This is a genomic window from Fodinibius sp. AD559 (assembly GCF_052712805.1).
The window spans coordinates 393,695-411,722 of the sequence record NZ_JBQPVW010000001.1 but is presented as its reverse complement, the minus strand read 5'-3'; the positions used below and the strand labels follow the sequence as shown (position 1 = coordinate 411,722).

19 protein-coding genes are annotated in these 18,028 nt (G+C 41.0%); 6 read left to right on the top strand and 13 right to left on the bottom strand.

Annotated features, from left to right (window positions below; genetic code table 11):
- The 3 genes from ACQ4LT_RS01950 to ACQ4LT_RS01940 all read right to left on the bottom strand — a co-directional run bounded on the left by ACQ4LT_RS01950 (window position 1) and on the right by ACQ4LT_RS01940 (window position 5,477).
- Window positions 1-1,260, bottom strand: a complete 1,260-nt coding sequence (locus ACQ4LT_RS01950) for a BamA/TamA family outer membrane protein (RefSeq protein WP_445664318.1) — start codon at window positions 1,258-1,260, stop codon at window positions 1-3.
- Window positions 1,261-1,279: 19 nt separating this feature from the next.
- Window positions 1,280-4,006 (bottom strand): Npt1/Npt2 family nucleotide transporter, encoded by a 2,727-nt coding sequence (locus ACQ4LT_RS01945; RefSeq protein ID WP_445664317.1) that lies wholly within the window; start codon window positions 4,004-4,006, stop codon window positions 1,280-1,282.
- A gap of 187 nt (window positions 4,007-4,193) precedes the next feature.
- A complete protein-coding gene (locus ACQ4LT_RS01940) occupies window positions 4,194-5,477 on the bottom strand; it encodes an acetyl-CoA hydrolase/transferase family protein (RefSeq protein ID WP_445664316.1) in 1,284 nt (427 codons plus the stop codon).
- 284 nt (window positions 5,478-5,761) lie between these two features.
- On the opposite strand from ACQ4LT_RS01940, the gene ACQ4LT_RS01935 reads away from it, so the two are divergent.
- Entirely contained in the window at window positions 5,762-6,844 is a 1,083-nt protein-coding gene (locus ACQ4LT_RS01935; protein WP_445664315.1) for a 3-oxoacyl-ACP synthase III family protein, read from the top strand.
- A 13-nt stretch (window positions 6,845-6,857) separates the two neighbouring features.
- Here ACQ4LT_RS01935 and ACQ4LT_RS01930 read toward each other — a convergent pair whose 3' ends face one another.
- The 9 genes from ACQ4LT_RS01930 to ACQ4LT_RS01890 form a co-directional block, all read right to left on the bottom strand.
- On the bottom strand, window positions 6,858-7,244 hold the full coding sequence (locus ACQ4LT_RS01930) for a DUF302 domain-containing protein (protein WP_445664314.1): 387 nt from the start codon (window positions 7,242-7,244) through the stop codon (window positions 6,858-6,860).
- Between the two features lie 85 nt (window positions 7,245-7,329).
- Window positions 7,330-7,809 carry a Dps family protein gene (locus ACQ4LT_RS01925; RefSeq protein ID WP_445664313.1) on the bottom strand — a complete coding sequence of 160 codons (480 nt, stop codon included), beginning with the start codon at window positions 7,807-7,809 and terminating at the stop codon, window positions 7,330-7,332.
- Window positions 7,810-7,876: 67 nt separating this feature from the next.
- Window positions 7,877-8,326: an OsmC family protein gene (locus tag ACQ4LT_RS01920; RefSeq protein ID WP_445664312.1), complete on the bottom strand. Its 450-nt coding sequence runs from the start codon at window positions 8,324-8,326 to the stop codon at window positions 7,877-7,879.
- Window positions 8,327-8,328: 2 nt separating this feature from the next.
- Window positions 8,329-8,649, bottom strand: coding sequence for a thioredoxin (gene trxA, locus ACQ4LT_RS01915; protein WP_445664311.1), 321 nt, complete (start codon window positions 8,647-8,649; stop codon window positions 8,329-8,331).
- A gap of 1 nt (window position 8,650) precedes the next feature.
- Window positions 8,651-8,911 carry a hypothetical protein gene (locus ACQ4LT_RS01910; RefSeq protein ID WP_445664310.1) on the bottom strand — a complete coding sequence of 87 codons (261 nt, stop codon included), beginning with the start codon at window positions 8,909-8,911 and terminating at the stop codon, window positions 8,651-8,653.
- A 71-nt stretch (window positions 8,912-8,982) separates the two neighbouring features.
- Window positions 8,983-9,606, bottom strand: a complete 624-nt coding sequence (locus tag ACQ4LT_RS01905) for a Crp/Fnr family transcriptional regulator (protein ID WP_445664309.1) — start codon at window positions 9,604-9,606, stop codon at window positions 8,983-8,985.
- Window positions 9,607-9,725: 119 nt separating this feature from the next.
- A complete protein-coding gene (locus ACQ4LT_RS01900) occupies window positions 9,726-10,799 on the bottom strand; it encodes a CaiB/BaiF CoA transferase family protein (RefSeq protein ID WP_445664308.1) in 1,074 nt (357 codons plus the stop codon).
- 18 nt (window positions 10,800-10,817) lie between these two features.
- Complete coding sequence (locus ACQ4LT_RS01895) at window positions 10,818-11,819, bottom strand: lipoate--protein ligase (RefSeq protein WP_445664307.1); 1,002 nt, start codon at window positions 11,817-11,819, stop codon at window positions 10,818-10,820.
- A 114-nt stretch (window positions 11,820-11,933) separates the two neighbouring features.
- Window positions 11,934-12,386 (bottom strand): RrF2 family transcriptional regulator, encoded by a 453-nt coding sequence (locus ACQ4LT_RS01890; RefSeq protein WP_445664306.1) that lies wholly within the window; start codon window positions 12,384-12,386, stop codon window positions 11,934-11,936.
- Between the two features lie 306 nt (window positions 12,387-12,692).
- On the opposite strand from ACQ4LT_RS01890, the gene ACQ4LT_RS01885 reads away from it, so the two are divergent.
- The 5 genes from ACQ4LT_RS01885 (at window position 12,693) to ACQ4LT_RS01865 (ending at window position 16,174) form a co-directional block, all read left to right on the top strand.
- Window positions 12,693-13,349 (top strand): sulfite exporter TauE/SafE family protein, encoded by a 657-nt coding sequence (locus tag ACQ4LT_RS01885; RefSeq protein WP_445664305.1) that lies wholly within the window; start codon window positions 12,693-12,695, stop codon window positions 13,347-13,349.
- A 27-nt stretch (window positions 13,350-13,376) separates the two neighbouring features.
- Window positions 13,377-14,846, top strand: coding sequence for a GNAT family N-acetyltransferase (locus tag ACQ4LT_RS01880; RefSeq protein ID WP_445664304.1), 1,470 nt, complete (start codon window positions 13,377-13,379; stop codon window positions 14,844-14,846).
- The gene (locus ACQ4LT_RS01875) at window positions 14,824-15,132 is read left to right on the top strand and encodes an STAS domain-containing protein (RefSeq protein WP_445664303.1); all 309 of its coding nucleotides are present in this window, start codon (window positions 14,824-14,826) and stop codon (window positions 15,130-15,132) included. Before ACQ4LT_RS01880 ends, ACQ4LT_RS01875 begins: the two co-directional genes overlap by 23 nt.
- Before the next feature lie 508 nt (window positions 15,133-15,640).
- Window positions 15,641-15,850: a cold-shock protein gene (locus ACQ4LT_RS01870; RefSeq protein WP_095605246.1), complete on the top strand. Its 210-nt coding sequence runs from the start codon at window positions 15,641-15,643 to the stop codon at window positions 15,848-15,850.
- A gap of 114 nt (window positions 15,851-15,964) precedes the next feature.
- On the top strand, window positions 15,965-16,174 hold the full coding sequence (locus ACQ4LT_RS01865; protein WP_445664302.1) for a dodecin: 210 nt from the start codon (window positions 15,965-15,967) through the stop codon (window positions 16,172-16,174).
- A 1-nt stretch (window position 16,175) separates the two neighbouring features.
- On the opposite strand, the gene ACQ4LT_RS01860 is transcribed toward ACQ4LT_RS01865, so the two are convergent.
- Entirely contained in the window at window positions 16,176-18,014 is a 1,839-nt protein-coding gene (locus tag ACQ4LT_RS01860; protein WP_445664301.1) for an ATP-binding protein, read from the bottom strand.
- Window positions 18,015-18,028: the final 14 nt, after the last annotated feature.

The window sequence follows — 18,028 nt, the reverse complement described above, 5'->3', positions numbered from 1 at the left end:
CTAAAAATTAGGTGTTATACTGATAATGAATCGTCCGCCTTCGTTGCTGAACGCAAACTCTGAACGAAAGGCTAAACCCTGTTGCGATAGCAGATGAAACCCGAACCCATAGGAAGAACGGAAATCACTCAGTGAAATATCGCTATAGTTATCAAACGGCTGACCCTGATCAGTAAAAATAACCATATCCAAAAAGTCCCAAATCGGATAGCGGTATTCGGCCGTTACTAATAACGTACCGTGCGCCCGAAACCGATTGCTGGGAAAGCCCCGTAGATCACGCCTTCCGCCAAGAGAATTCAACTCATAAAATGGAATGGGAGCTGATCCTATATTTTCTTGTTTGTGCAGTTGCATCTTAATACCCAGACGACGGGTTTCTGGTAAAATGGGGACCGGCACAAAGTGGTGAATGGCTCCCCGGTATTCTAAATATTTCAAATCAGGATTGTTGGTTGACTGTGTCCATCCAGCCCCCAACTTATACTGTGTACCACGTAGGGTTCGCTTGCGTCCATTTTTGTAATTGAACGTCCAGTTGTTCGCTACTGAAAACAGCTTTGTATTTCCGAGCAATGACACAGGAATCCGTTCATTAATCTCATCTTCGTAACGGCTCGTTTTGATAGTTTGATCCCGAAATCCTGTAGTAATTTTAGTATGCAACCAGCTATTAATCTGCTGGTTATAATCAACCTGGATATTTCCAAATTCGCTGGCGTAACTTAGCTCCTCACTGGTATTGTTCAAGTAGTACGAGCGCTCGGGAGCATTTTCGTACTCCCCTTCAAATGCGAGGCTGCTATTTGGAACTCCTTTAATAGGAACCCGGTATTGCAGATCAAATTCGTTATACACTTGCGAGCCGAATAAAATCTCTGCACGTGCGCGGTGATCTTTAAAAAACAGGTGATCGTGATACAATAGCGCTCCGGCTGCAAAACCTTCTTCGCCTCCAATTTCAATCAGAGGTAAAAATCCGTACGGACCGCGTTCTCCCTCAAACCAGTGTGGGAATTTATCTTCTGCATATTTCACCCCGTAACCCAACGGGCGGCTTACCCAATGCAACAGATAAGATGGAGCCGCCAAAATGTGGTGGCCAATACTGCGCTCAGTTTCGTAAGGCATGATATTGGGATTTTTACTTTCTGTGTCCAAAGAATCAGTGGACTGGGAAAATCCCGTAGCCGGGGACAGTATTCCTATGACAATCAAAAGAACCACAAGCCAAGTCTTGTTGTATGTAAACTCAGACATTTCATTTTGAAATTGCATACTACTCCTCAACATTTTCTTTCTGTATCACCTGGCGTTGCCGTTCTGATTTTTGTTCTTCCTCAAGCTCTGGAGCTAACTTTTGTTCCAGTTCTGTATGACAGATTTCTTTCAAGAAAAAGAGCACATCTTCGGTATCTGTCAGGGCGTTACTAAAGCTATTCGGTGGCAAACTGTCGGTGTGATATGTTTCCAGAATTGGAATTAAAAGCTTACGCACCTCCCAATTAATAAGGTTTTCAACAAATTCTATGGCATCCGATCCCAGCCGCGGATTGTCACCTACTATGGCTTTATAGGCGTTATCAATATCCTCGATATCATTATTCAAGCTCAATAATCTGAATATATTTTCGAACGTCTGCTCGATCTCATATTCCAATATCTCATCTGCTTCGTCAGATAAGGTCACTTTTCCACGCTGGTAGAACGAAAGTGCTTTTTTAAGCTTTGAATATCGCTCTATCTCACGTTCAATATTCTGGCCAATAATTTCATCCGAAACCCGAAGTGACGGATCCTGCTTTCGCATTCTCAACAATGCTTTGACAATACCGTGCCGGATGGGAATAGAGCAGAATTTTAGACTCATTTCAAGAATTTCCCAGGAATCTTCGCTCACCGCCTGAGAAAATAACCATGGGATATATCGTCGCGTCGACACCGGCAAGTAGGAATCGATCATGTAATCATACATGGTTCCGTATATTCGACTACCGTATTCTCTTAGTGCTTTTTCTACAGCTTTCCGATAAATTCCATTACCCATCAACAGCAGCAAGTCATGCACAAATCGCCGATCCTGTGTTTTGGCCGTGCTTTCAATTGCTTGTTTAACTACCGATGGATTTTCATCATCAAGCAACTCCTTTAGCAGGTACGCATAACGATTCTCATAAATTTCACCCAACAACTTTGCTGATTGCTTCCGAAGTTCATGTCCATATTCTCCCTGGAAATGTACGGCCTCATCTAATAACTCATCTGTTATCAGTTGCTTCTCTTCTTCATCGCCTTCTTCGGCAATAAGGGCCATCGCAACCGCCTGCACGCGAGCATCGTCGTGATGCAACCCTACGGTTAACTTTTCCCTGCGATCTCCTTCGTAAAACTGATAAACATATCGGATGGCTTCCATACGTACATCGGCATCTTCATCATAGGCCAAATCCATTACCTCATCCACCCAGTCACCGAGCTCCCGATTCCGTAACAATTGCACGATGTTGATGCGAACCTTGCAGCTTGCATGTTTTATATTTTTGATGAGTAGATCCGGATTCACTTCTAAATTCTTTTCGCGCATCACATCTAAGGCCCAAAGCACATCGGATTCCTCATCGCTTTTCAATAGCTTCTGAATGCTTTCCTTGTTAGCCTCCTCAAACCGGCTTTTATTTTTTGTACTTTTCCCCCACTTGCCTTCGACTTTCCGCTTTAATGTATTACGGAATACATCTACATACGAGTTTCCGGCCATCTTTGCGATAACTACCCAGGCAACAAGCAACGTAATCACCACTACCGATATCTCCTGCACATCGAGATTCAACCCAAATGTTAATCCGAGCAGTAACAATCCCGTAAGTCCCTGGGCTCCGTGATCCACAAAAAGATCAATAAATACCTTAACCCGATTTTTTAACTCTTCCGGAAGTGGTACGAAAAGTAATTCACGTCCGGTACGATCAATAGAGTGTTTTAGCGTTTGGTCAATACCGCGACTGATGGTACCGGCCACCAATCCCGGGATGAGCAGCATTCCACCGGCACTTATTAACAATGCAAGAGGTAACAATAGTAACGAACCGGATACCCCATACTTTTTAGTAAAAATAGTCCCGATAAAAAGCTGAATAATCAGTGCAATCAGGCTAACACGACCATAAAATTTCCCCATAAAGCTGGTTAATCCAGCTTCGGTTGTATAGGCAGCCTCAGCCACTGTCTTAAACTGATAATCAATGAGCGTTGTCACCATCACAGTTACTGCGATAAGGGCTGTAATTAAAAGCAGATGGTTGTGCGACAAAATCTCTTTTAAGGGATTCGTAGGAATGGCTTGATCCGCTTTTCTATACTCCTTTTTATCTACTGAAGATAAATCCGATTTTTCATTCTTTCTTAGAATTAACCACACCAGCGGAGCTGTTGCTGCAATAATTATTGCAGATATCAACAACAGAGACTCGGGCTGTAACGAAAGCTGATTTACAAATATGGCGGTAAGCTCTCCTCCAGAAACGCCACCTGCTATTGCTCCAAGACTCAAAAAACCAAATATCTTTTTCGATTGTACCGAATTAAAAATCGTATTGGCAAACAGCCAGAACTGAGAAGTAATCAACACGCTATAAATACTAACCCAGATATAAAATCCATAGTACAGCCATACATTATTCATTCCTATAAAGAACCAGATCACAAACAGATTGGCTGCCAGAAAGAGCGTTGTGGCTGAAACCACCCATCCGATAGAACGACGCTTAGACATTTTGGAATACCCAATTGAAATCGGGATAACAGCGATAGCTGTCAAAATAAAGACGAACGGCAAATTGTAGGCTCCTACCTGCTCGAGGAATAAACTGTCGCGCACCGGCTTGAGCAAGTATAGCGTATTAAGCAGCACAAAATTGTACACAAACATCAAAAAAGCCCGCGTTTTTATTACAGGCTCGAGTGTAAAAAGAGCTCTAAAATCTTTCCCGACGTTTCTGATATCCATATCAAATTTTGCACCTCTTATTTTATAGAGCCCAAAACTATTAACTTTGTTTATAAATTACTAAACAAAGTTAATAGTTAATTCCTATACCGGTCGTTTGCCATGTCTATGACATAAAAAAGGCTCCACCTAAGATTATCAGATGAAGCCAGTTTTAATGTATTACCTAATTTTCTAAAAAGGGATATCAGACGTGCTTAAATCGATCTCGGACTGCTTTTTCTATATTTTCACGGTGGTCGGGGTGGGCAATGCTGATAAGCGCTTTGGCACGATCGCGCATGTTTTTACCATAAAGATTAGCAACACCATACTCTGTTACTACATAGTGAACGTGCGCCCGTGTAGTTACTACGCCGGCTCCCTTCTTAAGATTTGGCACTATTTTGCTTTCGCCCCGGCTTGTAGTCGATGGAAGTGCAATAATCGGCTTACCTCCTTCGCTTAATGAGGCTCCCCGAATAAAGTCCATTTGTCCACCTACCCCCGAATAGTGATAGGTCCCGATAGAATCAGCGCAAACCTGTCCGGTAATATCAACTTCTACCGCACTATTTATAGCTGTCACTTTGGGATTTCGGCGAATCACGGCAGTATCATTTACATACTCCACATCGAGCATGGCAATCATTGGATTATCATCTACAAAGTCATAGAGCTTTCGACTTCCCATCACAAAACTTCCAACAATCTTTTCGGGGTGGGTCGCTTTATTTTTCCCGTTGATCACGCCTTTTTCAACGAGATCCATAACGCCATCCGAAAACATTTCAGTATGAATTCCCAGATCTTGATGACCATCGAGCGCATCAAGTACAGCGTTAGGTATAGCACCAATTCCCATCTGCAGCGTAGCACCATTCTCAACAAGCTCTGCGCAATTTTGCCCAATTTTCTTTTCTATTTTATCAGGCTCCGGCATGTTCAGTTCGTGCAGCGGTTCATCCGACTTCACCAATGCGTTAAAACGACTGGCATGAAAAATCCCATCTCCATGCGTACGGGGCATATTGGGATTTACCAGTGCTATGGCCCGCTTTGCCTCTTGAAGGGCAGCGCGAGAAGCATCCACAGAAACACCCAGCGAGCAGTAACCATGTTTGTCGGGTGGAGAAACCTGAACGAGCGCGATGTCAATAGGCATAATATTTTGCCGAAAAAGCCCGGGAACCTCACTTAAAAATATGGGTAAATAATCAGCACTGCCTTCATTGACGGCCTTACGGACATTGGATCCCACAAAAAAGGCATCCGTATGGAAAGTATCATTGTATTCCGGCTTTACATATGGAGCTTCGCCTTCAGTATGAAGATGTACAATCTCAATATCTTCAAGCTCTGGGGCTCGCGCTGTCATGGCATTAATCAACGGCTGTGGCGCTGCTGCTACACTATGAATAAAAACACGGTCTCCCGAATTTATAAGTTTTACAGCTTCTGCTGCGGTGGTGTACTTGTCTTTATAAGACATAAATTTGGGTTACTAAAAAGTTAAACAGTAGTTAATTTTGTGATTTTTGAATCTCTTCTAAACACTGACATATCAATGTATGTTACAATGTAAAAACTCTCAAAATCACCTCGAAATAATCACTCTAATATGTAATCAATATGAAGACTACAGAAATAAAGACATTAAAATATGAAATATTCAATTTTGCAGATTTAGAACTTTTTCTTTTTGCAGTTCAATAAAATTATAAGCACCATACACCATCAATATGAAAGGACATATTACAATATCTTTATAATATTATGACTCATTCCTTCCAATCCGTTATAACCGGCACGGGCTCTTACATTCCCCCTAAAAAAGTTAGCAACTCCGACTTTCTGGATCGTACCTTCTTAAATGCTGACGGTTCTCCCTTCGACAAATCTAATAAAGAAATTATTCAGAAATTTGAGGAGATCACCGGCATTAAAGAACGGCGATACGCGGATGATGATATACTTGCTTCTGATATGGGGGGCGAGGCTGCAAAGAAAGCGCTCGAAGATGCTGATCTTGACCCTGAAGAACTTGACTATATTATTGTGGCTCACAACTTTGGTGATTTACGCGCTGACAACCCAGCTACTGATATGGTGCCCAGCCTGGCTTCACGTGTAAAACAACATTTGGAAATCAATAATCCGGGTTGCGTTGCATATGATTTGCCATTCGGATGCCCGGGTTGGCTGCAGGGCATTATTCAGTCAAATTATTATCTGCAAAGTGGGGATGCGTCGAGCTGCCTGGTGATTGGCACTGAAACGCTTTCGCGCATTTGTGACCCCAATGATCGAGACAGTATGATTTATGCCGACGGGGCCGGGGCTACTGTTTTGGAATCCCGTAATACAAATGAGGATATTGGAATATTGAGTCATGCCGCACGCACGGACGCCAAAGACCAAGCGTACTTTTTGCGGATGGAACCTCCTTTTGACCCGGACTCCGGTGATGCCCCCCTATACATGCATATGAACGGTCGAAAATTGTATCAGTATGCGCTTACCAATGTACCCGACCTTGTGAAGTCGAGCCTGGATAAAGCCGGCCTTGATTTCGAAGATGTTCACAAAGTGCTTATCCACCAAGCTAACGCCAAAATGGATGAAGCTATTTTAAAACGGTTGGGCAAACTGTACGGCAAGGACAATGTGCCTGATGATTTAATGCCCATGACTATTTCGTGGCTTGGAAATACCTCAGTTGCTACTGTACCCACCTTACTTGATCTAATTTTACGCGGCCAGATGGACGGCCATCAAATAAGTTCTGGAGATTCTATCGTTTTATCATCTGTAGGCGCAGGTATGAATATCAACTCGGTAGTTTATAAAACACCGTAGGCCGCCAGCTGAATTAAAGATTATCTATCACTTTTTTCAGTAGGTTACGAACCTGTTGAGCTATTTCTCCAAGTTCATCGTTCTCGACGGCTTGCATAGAAGCAACGGGATCCACCGCAGAAACTTCGACCTCCCCGTTTTCATGCTCCTGCACAATCACATTACAGGGTAGCATTAATCCAATGTGATCTTCCGCTGAAAGCGCTTTATGGGCAAGCGGCGGATTGCAAGCACCCAATATCTGATACTTCTTGAAATCCACATCCAGTTTCTTTTTAAGCGTAGCTTTAATATCAATTTCCGTGAGCACGCCGAATCCTTCTTCTTTGAGCGCTTCGGTTGTTTGTTCTATAGCATCTTCGAAAGTAGTATCTAATGTTCTGCTAAAATAATATGACATATTCTGAGTGGTTTAATATTATACTAATTATGATTTATTCAGAATCCCAATAAAAAGGCCTTCATCTACAACTATGTTCCATTAGTTAATTCTCATCAACGTATGAAGAATACATCCACACCTCTTTTTCCTGTTCGCGAATGTAGTCGCTCATCAAGGCGTTGGTTCCTTCATCACCCGCTTCATCAGACAGTTCCAAGATGTCTCGCTGTAGCGTAATAATAGTTTTAAATGCATTTAAAATCTCACGAACTGCTGTTTTACCATCCGCTACGCGATTACTTTCTGCAATTTCTGACTTTTCAATATACCCGGAATAACGATGATTGGGGGAATGATTTAGTGTTAAAATACGCTCCGCCACTTCATCAATTTTTACCAGTAAATCGTTGTACAACTCTTCAAACTTCACGTGCAGCTCAAAAAAGTCATCGCCTTTAATATTCCAATGATATCCGCGCGTATTCTGGTAGAACACCGAATAGTTTGCCAAAAGCTTATTCAGTTTTTCCGCCAGCTCTTTTGATTTGGCTTTATCCAAGCCTATTTGATTTAAATCACTCATAATTATGTGCTTAGGTTAAATAAAATGCAATTCTGCTATTTTAATTTAGAAACGTTTTGCTCAAATCTTAATTCAGTGCTACAACTGTAACTTTAGGATCAAAATGAACTTCTGATTTGATAGATCGAGTAATCAGACAAGCTTCTTCGGCTTTTTCCATGATACGTCTGGCTTTATCTACAAATTTTTCATCTGCAATAGAAAGCTCTGGCTTTAAGATGATCTCTGAGACCACAAATTTGCCATCTACTTTATCGAGCTTGCCGGTAGCTTGCACCTTCAAATCTTCGAAATTCAGCTTTGAATACTCTGCAATAGCCGTAAACGTGGTCATAAAGCAACTACTTGCTGAGGATACAAAAAGATGTTCAGGTGACCAGATGCCCTCTACACCACCATCAAACTGCGGCGGCGTAGCAACTTCGAATTTTTCTTCCAGTTCGGGGGAACTCAGCATGCCAATGCGCCCCTCTTTCCAATTTAAATCTACTTGATATTCATGATTTTTGTCGCTCATTACTATCCTATTTTTTGATTGATAATCTGTTCCAGTTCCTTAGCCTGCACCACTCCAGACTGTTGCCAAAGTATCTGACCATTCTTAAAAAGAATCAGTGTTGGTACACCACGGACGTTATATTTAATAGCAGCATCGGCATTCTTTTCCGCATCCACTTTGATAATGTTAACCGCGTCTCCCATGCTCTTTTTTAAATCTTTTAGAATGGGATTCATCATTTTACAAGGTCCACACCAATCCGTATAGAAATCCACCAGCACCGGCTTTTCTCCATTAATAATATCGTTAAATTTCGTTTCCTTTTTTGTGGTCTCAGCCATATCAATCTTCTTTTATTTCCGTGAATTCTACGTCATCAATATCATTACTACCCGATTCTGTGGCCCGAGCGGGCACTGCACAATTCCCACACAGGCATCCGGTATTCGTCGCTGCCTGAAACAGAAAAAAGCTGCCCAGCAAAACCGATATAATGTCTGCATGCCAAGCGCCCATACCGAATAATAAAACACCTACAAAAAGAGCAACCCAACGCATCGGGTACCAATTGTTAAACAACGTTTGACTCATCGTTTTATTCATATTTAATACATCTACTTTATTGATTTGAAAACTATTATAGAGGACTAAACAACCAATGTCAGTGACATATATCACATAAGGGTAATCTTATTTCTTCCAAGTTTTACAAGTCCTTCCGACTCCATCTTTTTAAGCAACCGGGATATCACTTCGCGCGCTGTTCCCAACTCCTGCGCCAGCTGATCGTGTGTCATCGTCAGCGTATCAGTTTCCATTACTTCGGAGCGTTTCTCCAAAAATTGTAGAAGCCGCTCATCCATCCTTTTAAAGGCCACTGCATCCACAACATCCAGCAGATCCTCAAACCGTTTGTGATAAATCTGAAGGATATAATTCAGCCACTCGGGATGCTCACGGATCAGCCCGTGAACTTTATCAATGGGGATAAACAACACCTCCGACTCCTCCTCTGCAACTGCCTTTACTTTACTGGTATCATGATACAAACCAGCCAAAAATGACATGATGCACGTCTCTCCGGGGCGCAGATAATACAAAACCATCTCCTTGTAAGTATCATCCGACTGCATCACTTTCACACTTCCACTGATGACAATGGGAATGGATCGCACTGGTGCATCTTCTGTCACGATGGTATCACCCGGATTAAAATGTTTTGTTATTCCCAAATCTGACAAATCTATATTTTCTTCCAGTGCAGATGTGAGAGAAGATAGATCAGTGGGGAACTTCATGTATTTGAAATTGATAGATTAATGAATCAACCGAAATATAAGAAATAAAAGAGTAAATTATCCTAAATAACAATTTTGATATTTAGAATAATAAACCCCTCCCCTTTGCCCTAATCTGGCTATGATTGGATCTCAAACACTGTCGTTTTTGGGCGAATAGTTTCTCGTCCTTCTTGCTCTTCTTTTAATAGTAATTGCCGGGCTTTGTCAGAGTCAAAAACCTGTTGGAGGTTCTTAATTTCTGCAGCAGGAACAAAGTGATTTTGGCATTTTTCTAAAAACAGATCGGCCTCGAATTTCCCGATATATTTTTTCAGGATTTCTGACAATTCTTTACGGTTCTCAACTCTTGCTTCATTATGCTGATACTTAGGCTGCTCGGCTAATTCATCAGCTCCCATAATCTCACACAAATCAATAAATTGCCTGTTACTCCCGATAGCCAGCGTTACCAGGTGGTCATCAGTAGTTGTAAATATCTCGCCATAGGGCGCAATATTGGGATGCAATGATCCAATACGCTGAGGGACATTCCCATTCATCAGCCAGTTGGTCGCCTGATTTATCAGTGATGAAATAGCACTATCATACAAACTTACGTCCACCCGATAAGCCTGCCCCGGATTCTCTTTTTGCTCAAGAAGTGCACACAAAATCCCCTCTTTTAGCTGGTGAGCTGCCAGCACATCAATCAGGGCCAGCGGCAGTTTCGTGGGTGGGCTGTCGGGCTGTCCATTTATCGACATAAAGCCGGTTTCAGCCTGCAAGATCAAATCATAGGCAAGGCGATCACTTTCTGTTCCAAAACCAGAAATGTGTCCCTGTATTACAGTCGGATTTATTGCTTTCAGATCATCAAACGTTAAGCCAAACTTTTTGTCATCACCTTTTTTAAAGTTAGTAATAACAATATCAGCCTTTTCAATAAGTGCATCCGCTCGTTGCTTATCATCGGCATCTCCAAGATCCAGAAAAATCGATTCTTTATTCCAATTGACTGACGAAAAATAGGCCGACGGGCCTTCAGGTGATTCCCCCGGCTGGCGCCACTGACGGGTGACATCTCCGCCGTTTCTTTTATTCTCAACCTTGATGACTTCTGCTCCAAGCTCAGAGAAAAAGTTTCCTACGGCAGGACCTGCAAGCACCCCGGCAAGCTCAAGAACAATCAGCTCTTCAAAGATACATTTCATGCAAACCACCTGAAGTTATTATTCATCTGCGCCGTACATCAGCTCAATAAACTCAGACTTAGGTACCGCCCCAAAGTATTGATCAATATTAATCGGCACAATCCGGTTTTCTATTTCTGTTCGATCATACCGGGCACCCTCCAAGTAATTTTCGAGCTGCTCCACCGGTTCGCTGCCAAAGAAATCACCGTAAATCTTAATATTATCGATATGACCATTCTCAACATCTAATCGCAGATCAATTTCTCCGGCATCAAATCGACGAGTACGCTGGATGTTGAATTTGGGTGACTTGCCGAAATTCCAGTCCCACTGCCCATACTTTTCATCCTTGAGGTTATGTACTTCCTTCCACTCGGCTTCCGTTAAATGATAGGTCTCAAAATCATTGCGATCCTCATACAATCCTTCCAACAGTTTCTTACGAAAAATGGCCGTTTCCATCGGTTCTTCCATGAACTCACTGATATTTGCCACGCGGCTCCGCACCGATTTATGTCCTTTGGATTCGATTTTATTCATCTTCACATCAAGCGCATTTGTAACTTCATCCAGATCACTGTTAAACAGCAGAGTCCCGTGGCTAAACATACGAGCCACACTCGAAAACTGGGCATTTCCCGATATTTTACGGCCTTCAACCTGAAGATCATTACGTCCGCTAAGTTCGGCATCAACTCCCATTTTGTTGAGTACGCGCACAATCGGCGCTGTAAATTTTTCAAAGTTATTAAGACTCTTTTTATCGTAATCCGTAATAAAACTGAAATTCAGGTTCCCCGTATCGTGATATACGGCTCCGCCACCAGAGATACGACGGACGACATGAATACCCCTTTCCTCCACATATTCGTGATTAATCTCTTCGAGCGTATTCTGGTTGCGCCCAATAATAATAGATGGCTCATTAATATAAAAGAGCAGGTAATCGTGATCATAATCAAAATTACGCAGCGCATATTCTTCAAGCGCTAGGTTTATATGGGGATCGGTAATGCCTTCGTTATGGATGAAAATCATAATGCCACTATTAAGACCTTAAAAAAAGTTATCTGCAATGGTAGGCCGCTACTTTGAATGGAATATGAAGATAACCAAGTTTTATGTGGACAATCATCCTCAAAGATCATACAGCTAAGTCCATTTAAATTTACCATCGGCCGTAATACGCAGATTCCCGGACTTCCCCTCGTCAACTAATTCCTGTAGTGAAGTCTCTGATAACATTTTTCGTATTTCGTCGCGGGTGTCAGCCCATTTTTCGTGAATAGGACATGGTTTCTCTGTTCCACAGCCCGGCAGACCTAACGCACATTCAGTTAAAATATCCATGCCATCAATAGCTGCAACAATTTCGAGCAGGGTTACATCATCGGTGGGATGTATTAAACGCACGCCTCCTTTCGGCCCCTTCATGGACTCCATCAAATTGGCATTGGTGAGCTGTTGCAAAACTTTGGTTAAAAAGTGATGCGAAATATCGAGATCATCGCTGATTTTCTTAATAGATACGTATGAATCATCCGAAACCGCCGCCAAATAGACCGAAGCTCTTAACCCATATACACAAGCATTTGATAATAACATATATAAAAGATTGGATTTTGTAGTTCCTTAGTCCCCTGTCAAAAAACTCGTGAGCTGATCGTTTTCTTAAGCCCGGATTAATCAACATTGTTTCTAAGAAATATCTACTATAAAATGACTTTCACAGATCCCCTTTAAGTAATCTGCAATAAAAAATTGCCTGTTAAAAAAATAAATCATTAACACATTAAAAAACAGCTAAAATAAAAACTACATAACATGATTAATAATCATAGTTTAAAATAGTTAACATAATATGCACCTGATAATTGTCTCAAATTTAATTAATTATTTGAAATAAGCTCTATGGAAATTTGGACTGCCCTGGCAATTGGTTTTTTCGGTAGCTTCCATTGTATTGGCATGTGCGGACCCATTGCGTTGGCGCTGCCTGGAAAAAACGATTCTACTATCTCACTTATCTGGGGACGCCTACTCTATAATATCGGCCGGGTATTAACATATACCTTTCTTGGGGCCATCTTTGGCATGATTGGTCACTCCATTGCCCTTGCCGGATTTCAACAATCGGTATCGATAATTCTGGGAGCTTTAATTTTTACAGGTGCACTATTTCAGTTCAAATCCCTTGAAGGATGGAAGAAAAAAATAGGTTTCGATTCATTGTTCAATCGCCTTGAACAACTTATGCTTTCTCAATTTAAAAAGGGAGGCACCATCACATTGTTCACCATTGGAATCTTAAATGGATTGCTACCTTGCGGTTTTGTTTATGTGGGATTGGCCGGCTCCGTAACCACAGGTTCTATTGTACAAGGCACTCTATTTATGACCTTATTTGGGATTGGTACAATACCTGCGATGATGGCAATGTCGCTGGCTCCTGGTTTTGTGAGCCTCAAATGGCGTCAACGCATAAACAAATTTATACCCTATTTAGCAGCAGCATTTGGCATTTATCTAATCTACAGAGGTATTATAGTAGGAGAAATGCTACATTAAATAAAATATTCATAAAAGAGCACATCAATGGATATACAGTTCCAAATGTCAACTGATGAGCAGGTTATTAATCCGGTTTGCGATTTTACCTATAGCTGGTGCCTGAATTGTGGTCTTTCTGAAAAAGAAGCAACGAAGTTTACGATTGCTGTCAGTGAACTTATTAGTGATATTATCCTTTTTGCCTACCCCAACCGAAGCATTGGATTTTTTGATCTCACTTTCCGACAAACCCTTTCAGACATTGAACTTATAGCCAGTGAAGTCGGCGAACCGTTCGATCCCGACAAACACAAATACAATGCCCAAGAGGCTATTCAAAATGGTAACTTTGAAGGAGCGGGATTACGTATCATCCGTCGATTTACCGATGATTTCCTATTTATTAATCGGGGAAAAGAAGGCAAAGAGTTTCGACTACAAAAGACCATTGATATTCATGATATCGATGAGCTTCTGGAGTTATCCAGAGCCACTAAACCGAAAGAACCAGAAGATAATGCTTCAAAAGTATCATATCACATCAAGCAAATAACGCCCGGTGATGCCGAGGATATTGCCAAACTCATTTATCGTACTTATGAGTACTCCTACTCAAAAGAGGAACTCTATTTCCCAAAAAAGATCGAGCAAACGTTTACCGGCAAAGAAAAACTGGGTGTTATTACCCGAAGTGATGATGGAGAAGCATTAGGGTATTTTGCAATTCTAAAGAAAAGTGACTCCAATATTGCCGAAGTTGGTGAAGCTGTCGTTTCTCCCAGCTATCGCCGGCAGGGTATTATGAGCGGCATGATGGAAAACCTTATAAAAGTAGGCCGCGACCACCATTTTGAAGCGCTGTTTGGCAAAGCTGTAACGAATCACCCGGTAAGTCAACGGGTAAACCACAAGTTTGGGTTTATATCAACGGGACTCATGCTCCTTGACACAAAGAATGTGGTATTTAAGGGTTTTGACGAGGAGTATCCTCAACCGGTTTCTGTTGTTATTGATGTCTTACCACTTCAGACTACAACCTCAAAAAAAATCTATCTGCCTAAAAAATACCGCGATATTCTCATACAAACTTATAATTTGCTTGATATTCCCATTACTCCCAGACAGCCCGAGCATTATAAGATGGCCGACAAATCAGATGCCGAGTTGGAAATTAACTACGCAGATTCTACAGCACTAATCATTGTAAAAAAATACGGCCCTGATTTCCGTTCAGTCCTCCGTGAAATGTTACATAGCTTAACAAAGCAAGAAGCCCCCAATGCCATCTACTTAGATTTGCCACTTGAAAATTCGGCTACGCCGGCACAATTAAGCCAGCTGAAAGATTTAGGCTTTATTTACTGTGGGCTCGCCCCCTACTTTCATAACGAATCGGATTACCTGAGACTGCAAAAAATTTGTATTCCCTTTGATTTTGATCTTATCGACGTTCACTCTGAATTTGGTCAACAAATAAAATCTTTTATTACTGATGAGTATTCCCAGCATTCATAAAAACGGAACAACGTTGAAAATTAAGATACAAGGTGGATTTAACCTGTGGATCAAAAATATGATACTAAATCATATTAATAACGATACCCATGTACTCAAACTTGATCTCACTGAGTGTAAGTTCATCGACAGCGAAGGGATTATCTTTTTGCATCAATGGCAACAAAATGGAAAAGACTTACAACTTATTAATCCACCGGATGTATTTTTTGAGATACTCAATATATTGGAACTCGATAACAGCTGGCAACCCAATATTATAAACAAAAACAAGGAATCGTTATAACTGATCGACTCCATTTAAAACATGAATGTACTGGAAGGCCAAACCGAATTTCCTTTTCTGACTTGCAGACCTCAATATTAATTTCGTGCGTCATCCGTATCAAGCGAATCGTTTTTCGTGGGGTTGTGCCCATCTTAGCACGACGGTAAGAAAACAATCGATTCCTAAGATTTTTGGCCTTTCCCACATATAGTAAATCCTCTGATCTCCCATACATTTTATGCACACCCGGCTTTTGGAAAGCTCCTCAAAAAACTATTTCCCACTCTATTTTCTATGGGATTGTAGTGTTCAAATAATCGCTGCTGCTCTGACATTCTTGTTTATTTTCCGGAGGTACAAAGTATATTTGCAAAATATCAAACAATTAAGACACAAAATTTTACATATAGTAGGGAATCCCCAAAAAATATACTATACTTAGGCTCTTAAGCGCCATTTATTGCGTTAGCAAGGCGTTATTAAACATTTAAGTAGCACAAGAAGTAAAAATTTTCGGAGATTTATCATGGCAGAACGTGAAGTAGGAACTGTTAAATGGTTCCATAATGGTAAAGGTTATGGATTCATAACCAGAGAAGAAGGCGAAGACATTTTCGTTCATTTCAGTGAAATCGAAATGGAAGGCTATAAAAAATTAGAAGAAGGCCAAGAAGTCGAATTCACTGTTGCGGAAGGCGAAAAAGGATTACAAGCACAAGAGGTGATTCCCTTGTAATATGATTATTTAGATATCATTATTTTCAAAGCGCTGCTGTTAAGGCAGCGCTTTTTTTATTGCTAAAGTTCCCATTATATTATGGCTAATCAACCGCTATAAAACTAAATAATTATGGAAAACCATACTTATAAGAAAGTTGAATTAACAGGTACTTCTGACAAATCGCTGGAAGCAGCCGTTGAAAATGCTATAGAAAAGGCTTCAAAAACAGTAGACGATATGGGCTGGTTTGAAGTTATTGAAACACGGGGTGCTATTGAAGATGGTACCGTTGCACAGTGGCAGGTTGTTATAAAAGTTGGCTTTACGCTAAAAGAATAATCTACGTTTTATCTAAAATATAGAACTCCAGCTTTTTCTGAAGTACAGGAGGATCAAAAGGTTTCGTTAAGAAGTCATTCATTCCCGAAGCAAAAACTTTTTCCTTAACCTCTTTTAAGGCTGCTGCCGTAAGGGCAATGATGGGTACATTGGATTTAAATTTATCGTCCAGCTCTCGGATTTTCTGCGTTGCCTCATAGCCATCCATTTCTGGCATCTGAAGATCCATCAATACTAAATTGATAGACGAAATTTCTTTCATTTTTTCAACTGCCTGGCTTCCATCTTCGGCAAGTACAACTTCTATATTCCACTTTTCAAGGAATCGTACCATTACTTTTTGGTTGATGGCATTATCTTCAACCAACATTACTTTTGTTCCCTGCAGCGAATCCGGCATTTCTTCCTCATGCTTCCGCAAGCTGGATCGCTGTTCATCAGCATGTTCTTCAGTTTTAAAAGGGATTTCTACATAAAACGTACTACCTTTCCCCTTTTCACTCTCCAAATCAATACTACCCCCTTGTAGGTCAACCAATTTCTTGCTGATGGTTAGTCCCAGCCCTGTTCCGCCAAAAACGCGAGAGGTTTCGTTGCGCTCCTGAGTAAAACTTTTGAAAATTTCCTCCTGTTTATCTTCCGATATCCCAATACCAGTATCAGTGATAGTAAACAAGATTCTTAATTGGTCATCCCTACGCTCTTTTAGCTCTACAATAATCCCAACGCTCCCTTCTTCAGTAAATTTGACTGCGTTGCTAACGAGATTATTCAGAATTTGTGTCAGACGATTAGGATCACCTGCAATAGTTTTCGGTAAATCTTCATCCAAATCCAGATACAGTGGTACATCTTTCTTTTCGGCTGTAAAACGGAAACTCTCCAAAACGCCATTTAGCAAATTCTCTAAATTAAATGCTACATTTTCAAACTCGATTTTTCCTGATTCAATTTTCGAGAAGTCAAGAACATCATTGATAAGCGAAAGCAAAGTTTTAGCCGAGAAGTCCAGGATCTCAAGCTGCTCAAGCTGATCTTCGCGCGGATTATCTTTCACTAATAAATTCGTCATTCCAATAATCGCATTCATTGGGGTGCGAATTTCGTGGCTCATCGTTGATAGAAACTCGGACTTCGCTTTCGACCCCTGCTCCACTTTTTGCTTCGCCTTTTCAAGCTCTTCTACATTATTTTCTAACTGCTGCTTCTTTTCTAACAGTTCCTCATTAAGAGATTGTGTTTTTTTAAGTAGTTTTTGAGTTTCTTCTTCAGCTAATTCTTTTGATTCCGAAAATTTGTTAAATGTAAGCCAAGTGGTTATAAATGCCGCTCCCAGAATACTCCATTTTATAATAACACCTTCATCAGCGGTGAGATAAATCTGATCAAAAATCACATAGTCGAGCACAACATAGCATGCTACAGCCATACCTATACCAATGTTGCGCAATTGCTGATGGTCTTTATCGAATAGCAGAATAGCCAAACCACAGGCGGGAAGATAAAAAGCCTGTATTAACATTTCTTTACCAAAAACAGAGCTCAGAATAAGTATACAAACATTTATATAGGCTAATAGAAGAAACTTGGCCGTATTTTCAAATCCTTTACGTGCCAAAACAGGAATCAGCACAAAAGCTACGCTAATGCTTGTAAAAAACCACGAAAGCGAGATAGATTCGTTTAAACGAAAAGCAATTAAGAATAGAATAGCTACTGCCGCCAGCGAAAACGACACATGGTGCATTACAATAATGCCGGTCCTATGTATCTGATCAATTTTGTCTTGCACCAGATCTCTGGCAAAAGCCATCTTTGTAATACTCGATAATGAAGACATTCGGTATAGTAGCT